A 7,182-nucleotide genomic window follows, 5' to 3' on the forward strand; every position below is an offset into this window, starting at 1 on the left:
GTCCCCAACTTCCGCATGCCCGCGCACTGCCCGGTCTGCGGCAGCGACGTGGTGCGCGAAAAGGGCGAGGCCAACCACCGCTGCAGCGGCGGCCTGTTCTGCGCCGCCCAGCGCAAGGAGGCCCTGCTGCACTTTGCCGCGCGCCGCGCCATGGACATCGAGGGCCTGGGCGGCAAGCTGGTCGACCAGCTGGTCGAGTCGGGCGTGATCCGCACCTTGCCCGACCTGTACCGGCTGTGCCTGACTTCGCTGCTGGCGCTCGAGCGCATGGCCGACAAGTCGGCGCAGAACGTGCTCGCGGCGCTGGAGAAGTCCAAGCGCACCACGCTGGCGCGCTTTCTGTTTGCCCTCGGCATTCGCCACATCGGCGAGGCCACGGCCAAGGACCTGGCGCGCCACTTCGGCAGCCTCGACGCGATCATGGACGCGACCGAGGCGCAGCTGCTGCAGGTCAACGATGTCGGCCCCGTGGTCGCGCACAGCCTGCGCACTTTTTTCGACCAGCCGCACAACCGCGAGGTGGTCGAGCAGCTGCGCGCCTGCGGCGTGGCCTGGGAAGAGGGCGCCCCCGCCGAGCGCGCGGCCCAGGCGCTGGCTGGCACGACGGTGGTGATCACCGGCACGCTGCCCACGCTCAGCCGCGACCAGGCCAAAGACCTGCTCGAAGCCGCCGGTGCCAAGGTGGCCGGCTCGGTCAGCAAGAAAACCAGCTACGTTGTGGCCGGCGCGGACGCGGGCAGCAAACTCGCCAGGGCGCAAGCGCTGGGCGTGCCCGTGCTCGACGAGGCGGGCATGCTGGCGCTGCTGGCGGCGCCATGAAGGCGGCACGCGCAGCGCCACGCCCCGCACTTGTGCGCCGCCCGAGCCGCCCCTGTGGCGGCTTTTTCAATATCAAATTCATAGCTGCAAGCGCTTGCTGCAAAAGGGCTGGAAGGCTATTTTCCTGAAAATCTGATGCCGCCTTGCACGCTGTGCCCGCACCCCCGCTCGCCTGAACCATTTCCGTCCCCGCCATGCACCCTGCCATTGCCTCCCTGTCCGCGCGCCTGAGCGGCTGGCGCCAGCGCCTCGCACCCCATCTGCGCCGCCCCACGCGGCGCGGCGTGGCGCTGGGCGCCGCGGCGGTGCCGGAGCTATGCCTGCTGTATGCGCTGGTGCTGGTGCCGTTCACGCCGTCGATCAGCGACATCCGCAAGGCCAGGACCGAGCAGCCCGCGCAGGTGCTGGCGCGCGGCGGCGAGCTGCTGGCCGAGTACCAATGGGTGCACCGCGAATGGGTGCCGCTCAAGGCCATCGCGCCGCAGGTGGTCGATGCGCTCATCGCCACCGAGGACCACCGCTTCTACCAGCACTGGGGCATGGACTGGCGGCGCACGGCCGGCGCCGCGCTGGCCACGTTCTCGGGCGACCGCCAGGGCGGCTCGACCATCACCCAGCAGCTGGCGCGCAACCTCTATCCGGAAGACATCGGCCGCGCACCCACGCTCACGCGCAAGCTCAAGGAGGCGATCACCGCGTTCAAGATCGAGTGGGCGTACTCCAAGGACGAGATCCTCGAGACCTACCTGAACACCGTGCCCTTTCTCTACAACGCCTGGGGCATCGAGATGGCGGCGCGCACCTATTTCGACACCTCGGCGCGCCGGCTCACGGTGCTGCAAAGCGCCACGCTGATCGGCATGCTCAAGGGCACGAGCTACTACAACCCGGTGCAGAACCCCGAGCGCGCCCAGGCGCGGCGCAACACGGTGCTGGCGCAGATGGCCAAGCGCGGCAAGCTCGACCCGGCGCAGCTCGTGGCCTTGCAGAAACGCCCGCTGCGCATCAATTTCGAACGCCAGTCGGAGCCGCCCGGGCCGGCGCCGCACTTTGCGCAGCAGCTGCGCAAATGGCTGATCGCCTGGGCCGACCGCAACGGCTACAACATCTACACCGACGGCCTGGTGGTGCACACCACGCTCGACGCGCGCCTGCAGTCCCTGGCCACCCAGGCCGTGGCACGCCAGGGCCGCGTGCTGCAGGGCGTGGCCGACGCCGCCTGGGGCCAGCGCAGCGGCTGGAGCGCTGCCAACCCGCTGGTGCAGCGCCTGGTGCGCGAGTCGCCCGAATTCCGCACCGCCGTCGCGCAAGGCGAGGCACCCGACGCCGCCGCCAAGGCGCTGCTGGCGGACGCGGCCTTCCTGCGCGCGCTGCGCCAAGGCAAGACGCGCGTGCAGGCCGGCTTTCTGGCCCTGGCGCCGCAGACCGGCGAGATCCTGGCCTGGGTGGGCAGCCGCGACTTTGCGCTCGACCCCTTCGACCATGTGCAGCAGGCGCGTCGCCAGCCGGGCTCCACCTTCAAGCCCTTTGTGTACGGCGCCGCCTTTGCGCAGGGCGCCCTGGCGAGCGACACGCGGGTGGACCAGGCGGTGGAGATCGCGCTGCCCGGCGGCGAGGTCTGGCGCCCCAGCGACGGCGGACCGCCCAGCGGCCAGCCGATGGCGCTGGCCGACGCGCTGGCGTACTCCAAGAACACCATCACCGCCGAGCTGGTGCAGCAGGTCGGCCCCGCCAAGGTGGCGCAGCTCGCGCGCGCCATGGGCGTGCGCGAGTCTCCGCTCGACGTGGTGCCCTCGCTCGCGCTGGGCACCAGCCCGGTCACGCTCAAGGAAATGGTCAGCGCCTACGCGACCATTGCCAATGCCGGCATGGCCGTCGAGCCCGTGTGGGTCACGCGCATCAAGGACCGCAGTGGCAAGCTGCTGGAGGCCTTCGAACCCCCGAAACCCCGCACCGCGCTGGCCACCCAGGCCGCGCAAACCCTGCGCAACGCCCTGCGCGCCGCGATCGACAAGGGCACGGGCAGCGCGATCCGCACGCGCTACGGCATCCGCGCCGACGTGGCGGGCAAGACCGGCACCACGCAGGACAACGCCGACGGCTGGTTCATCCTCATGCACCCGCAGCTGGTGGCCGGTGCGTGGGTGGGCTTCAACGACAGCCGCATCACGCTGCGCAGCGACCACTGGGGCCAGGGCGCCCACAGCGCGCTGCCCATGGTGGGCGACTTCTTCCAGCAAAGCCTGCGCGCCAAGGCCATCGATGCACGCCAGCGCTTCGTGGACGAGGAAGACACGCGCTGGTGGCACCAGCTTGCCACGCGCCTGCGCGAACGCTGGCAGGCCTGGGGAGCCGGCACGACGCCGCCCGAGGAGGCGCCCGAGCCCGCACCGCGCCGCGCGCCCCAGGCCGCCGAGCCTCCGCCGGCACTGCCGCAGATCACCGAATCGTCCGAGCTGCTGCCGCTGCCCGACGCCAGCCCGACGCCGCTGTCCGCGCTGCCGGCCTTCGTCGTGGTGCCCGGTGACCGCTCGGAGGCCAGTGGCCCGTCCCTCTCGCCCTGGTCCAGCGGGCCCGCCGGGGCGGGGCAGGGGGGTGCGGCGCGTGCTGCAGTGCCCGAGGCGAACCTGCCACCGGTGAGCACCGACTCGGACCCTTGATCCAAGGCGTTTGCCGCCGGGCCCGCCCCGTGCGGCAGCCGCGCCCGGGTCACCCATCCACTCCCGCGGGTGCCGGTACGTTGACTTTGGGGCAAAGCGGGCGCACCGTGGCGCACAGGCCAGACGGCTCCCCTCAGCCTGCAGGCGCCCTCGGCCTGCGCTTTCTCCGTCCACCAGGTGAGCATGGATTGCCGGTTGCGCAACGGGGCCTGCCCAACCGGTTCACCGATGGGGCCCCTTTGCGCAAAGGAAATACCATGGCAACTTACATCGCACTGTGCAACTTCACGGACCAAGGCATCCGCACGGTCAAGGAGACGACCAAACGCGCCGACGCTGTGAAGGATGCCGCTTCGAAATTCGGCGCCAAGATGCCCCAGATCTATTGGACCCTTGGTCCCTACGACCTGGTCGCGTTCATCGAGGCGCCCGACGACACCTCGGCCACCGCCTTCGGCCTGGCCATTGCCTCCGCGGGCAATATTCGCATGCAAACCCTGCGAGCCTTCACCAAGGACGAGATGGCCGGCATCCTGGGCAAGCTGGGATAGAAGGCCTCAGCCCGATTGAGGCGCAGCGCGCAGGCGCCTCGCTTTCCACCGCCGGTGCCTGCGCCTGCGCTGCCGCTTGGCGGAAGGAAGACAGCTTTCCGGAAGCGGGCAGAAAAAGCCTCATTCAGCCTCCATTGAATGTAACTTACATGAATTAAGCAAACGCCCATGCCGAGGAAAGAGTGGGCGATATCAAGCTTCTTGCTTGGCAATGCAGGGGGCATGCGGCTTCTTGGATCGTGATTACGCAAATTGGCCATCCCTCGCCGTCTCAACACACTTGGTCTGTATCGATCCAGTCCAGGCGGTGCAATCCGCGCAGCAGCGAGAGTCCCAATCGGGCGCGATTCATAGATCCATGGAAAGCGGGCGTGCGGCGCGTGTCAAGATGCCTGTCTGTCGACCCCAGCCCCCCGGGTTCTGCAAACCAGGGAACTTTCAGGCGGCTCGCGCGTTGAAGCCATCAAACCCCATGGGAATTTTCAGCCATCTCCAAGACGAAGAATGCGCTGCGCACGCACAGCGGGGTGAGCGGGCGGCTTTTTCAGAGTTGGTGGCACGCTTTCAGGACCGCATCTACCGCTTTCTCGTGCGCTTGACCCGCTCGCACGACGATGCGCTGGAGTTGACCCAGGACACTTTTTTGAACGCCTACAAGGCCCTGCCGCGCTGGACGCCGCAGGCGCGGCTCAGCACCTGGCTGTTTCGCATTGCCCGCAACCTGGCTTTTGACTGGTTGCGGCGCGGCAAGCGGGTGGATTTCGTCCCTCTGAGCGACGAAGAAGAAGCTCTTTGCCCGGACCCGGCGCCCGGGCCCGATGCCGTGCTGGAAACCGTGCAGCGCTACCAGGGCCTCGAAGCCTCCCTGGCGCGCCTGCCCACCGAACACCGCGAAATCCTGCTGCTGCGGGAAATAGAAGACATGTCTTACGAAGAGATTGCCGCCGTGCTCGACATCGGCCTGGGCACCGTCAAATCGCGCATTGCACGCGCACGTGCCGGTCTGCTGGAGAGAATGCCGCGCTGAATGGAGACCCTGCCATGACCTGCCCCCAACACCACAAGCTGTCTGTCTATGCCGATCACCAGATGCCGCCCGCCGAACGTGCCAGATTCGACCGCCATTTGCAGGGCTGTCCCCTGTGCCAGCAGCGGCTCAATGACATCGCCGCCCTGCGGAACGGCCTGCGAAAGCTGCCGTCGCCCCGCTTGGGTTTCGATCTCGCCGCGCAACTGAACGACCGCCTGTGCGCCCAACCACCGGGCATGCGGCCAGCTGCCGGCCGCTGGCTGGGCTGGGTGCCCGCAGGGTTGGCGACGGGGCTGGCCTTGGCATCGGGCGTCTGGATGGGAGGGTTGCTCTTGGGAGCGGGCGCTGCGCGCGCGCCAAGCGCCAGCCTTGTGCGGGTGTTCGACCCCGTTCCGCCGGGCGGCCTGTGCGCCGCCGCCGAAATTTGCCGCCTCTCTAAAGGAATGCCATGAAACGCCCCACCGCCTCCCAATGGCTTCTGGCCGTGTCGTTGGCCCTGAATCTCGGCATTGTCGCGGCGGTCGCTGTGCACCAGCTGCAACTGTCGCCCGCCGCCAAGGCCATGCACGTGCTGCCTTTGAACCTGGCGGACTATTTGCAACTGAACGCCGACCAGCGCCAGCGCTGGCAGGCGCTTGAACCCCATTTTTTACGCGATCTGGCGGCCAACTGGGGCGAAATCCGCCAACACCGCGAGTCGCTGGTGCGGCACATTTTTGCTTCGCAGATCGACCGGGCAGCCATCAATGCCGAGCAGGCCCGGATCGCCGCGCTGCAAAACGCGCAGCAGCAACGCGTGATCGAGCAGCTGCTGGCCGAGCGCGTATTGCTCAACGATGGCCAGCGCGCCACGCTGATGGCCTTGCTGCTGAGCCGCTATGCCCAGGAATCCACCGAAGAGGAGTTGCTGCACCGCCATTGAGGCCAGCATAGGACGCAGCGCAAGAGACAGGAAAGATGCAAAACAAATGGAACATTTGTCGGTGCCGCACGTTTGAAGCAGCAAGGCCTGCCATTTGCAGGTCCCATGTGCATTCAACCCACTGGAGCCATCCCATGAAATCACCGCTGTACCTGTTTCTCGCCGCTGCCCTGACACTGCCCGCCGCAGCAGGGGCCGCCACCCCCGCAGGCCACGACCACGCGAGCGCCACGCCCCTCACAGTGGAACTCAACGCCGGAAAAAAATGGGCCATCGATGCGCCGCTGCGCAAGGGCATGGCGGCGATACAGGCAGCGGTTAGCCGCACTTTGCCGGCAGCACACGCTGGCAAGGCCACAGCGGCAAACTATGACGCTCTGGGCGCGACGGTCTCGGCGCAAGTCGCCTACATCGTCGAAAACTGCAAGCTCGAACCCAAGGCCGACGCGCAGTTGCATGCAGTGATTGCCAACCTCATGGGCGGCGTTGAAGCCGTGCAGGGCAAGGAAGGCGACAGCGAGAGGGCTTCTGGCGTCGTCAAGCTTGCGCAAGCGCTCAACACCTACGGCAGCCATTTCGACCACGCGGGCTGGAAAGCCCTCAAGCTGCCCCATTGAGACTGCAGGCGCCAGTGCAGCGGGCGCTGGCCTGGCGGCATGCGAGCTCCTGGCGGGCCCGATCGGCTATTCGATATCGATGCAGTGCAGCCCGAACGCGCCGGCGCGCCGGTCGGCAAAGTAGCGCTCCAGCGTGGCCTTGACAGTGCGGAACGCCAGTTCGTCCCAGGGCACCTCGCTCTCGGTGAACAGGCGCGCCTCCAGCGTCTCGAAGCCCGGGTTGAATTGGTCGCTGAGCAGGGTGGCACGGTAAAACAGGTGCACCTGGCCGACGCGGCGCACGTTCAGCAGCGAAAACAGCGGGCCCATCTCGATCTGCGCGCCGGCTTCCTCGTCGGTCTCGCGCGCGGCGCCTTCGGCGGTGGTTTCATCGAGTTCCATGAAGCCGGCCGGCAGGGTCCACTTGCCATAGCGCGGCTCGATGGCGCGCTTGCACAGCAGCACGCGGCCGTCGGCCAGCTCGGGCACGGTGCCGACCACGTTGAGCGGGTTTTCGTAGTGGATGGTCTGGCAGGCCGGGCACACGGCACGCTGGCGGGTGTCGCCGTCATCGGGGACGCGGTACACCACCGCGGTGCCGCAG

At 67.9% G+C, this 7,182-nt stretch carries 8 protein-coding genes; 7 read left to right on the top strand and 1 reads right to left on the bottom strand.

Translation table 11 applies throughout. From position 1 onward, the window contains the following. From B2J89_RS10090 to B2J89_RS10120, 7 genes are all read left to right on the top strand, one after another. Window positions 1–819: helix-hairpin-helix domain-containing protein (locus B2J89_RS10090; RefSeq protein ID WP_240964844.1), on the top strand; the 819-nt coding region annotated here is incomplete at its 5' end. A 194-nt stretch (window positions 820–1,013) separates the two neighbouring features. Further along, the gene (locus B2J89_RS10095) at window positions 1,014–3,479 is read left to right on the top strand and encodes a penicillin-binding protein 1A (RefSeq protein WP_169168952.1); all 2,466 of its coding nucleotides are present in this window, start codon (window positions 1,014–1,016) and stop codon (window positions 3,477–3,479) included. A 257-nt stretch (window positions 3,480–3,736) separates the two neighbouring features. Then, the gene (locus B2J89_RS10100) at window positions 3,737–4,030 is read left to right on the top strand and encodes a GYD domain-containing protein (RefSeq protein WP_169168953.1); all 294 of its coding nucleotides are present in this window, start codon (window positions 3,737–3,739) and stop codon (window positions 4,028–4,030) included. Between the two features lie 472 nt (window positions 4,031–4,502). After that, window positions 4,503–5,057: a sigma-70 family RNA polymerase sigma factor gene (locus tag B2J89_RS10105; RefSeq protein WP_169169003.1), complete on the top strand. Its 555-nt coding sequence runs from the start codon at window positions 4,503–4,505 to the stop codon at window positions 5,055–5,057. Between the two features lie 14 nt (window positions 5,058–5,071). Continuing rightward, complete coding sequence (locus B2J89_RS10110; RefSeq protein ID WP_169168954.1) at window positions 5,072–5,512, top strand: anti-sigma factor; 441 nt, start codon at window positions 5,072–5,074, stop codon at window positions 5,510–5,512. Further along, window positions 5,509–5,982 (top strand): Spy/CpxP family protein refolding chaperone, encoded by a 474-nt coding sequence (locus B2J89_RS10115; RefSeq protein WP_169168955.1) that lies wholly within the window; start codon window positions 5,509–5,511, stop codon window positions 5,980–5,982. Before B2J89_RS10110 ends, B2J89_RS10115 begins: the two co-directional genes overlap by 4 nt. 134 nt (window positions 5,983–6,116) lie before the next feature. Then, window positions 6,117–6,599: a hypothetical protein gene (locus tag B2J89_RS10120; RefSeq protein WP_169168956.1), complete on the top strand. Its 483-nt coding sequence runs from the start codon at window positions 6,117–6,119 to the stop codon at window positions 6,597–6,599. A gap of 66 nt (window positions 6,600–6,665) precedes the next feature. On the opposite strand, the gene B2J89_RS10125 is transcribed toward B2J89_RS10120, so the two are convergent. Further along, on the bottom strand, window positions 6,666–7,182 hold a 517-nt coding region (locus B2J89_RS10125), incomplete at its 5' end, for an NUDIX hydrolase (protein ID WP_169168957.1).

This window comes from Acidovorax sp. SRB_24 (assembly GCF_012931925.1).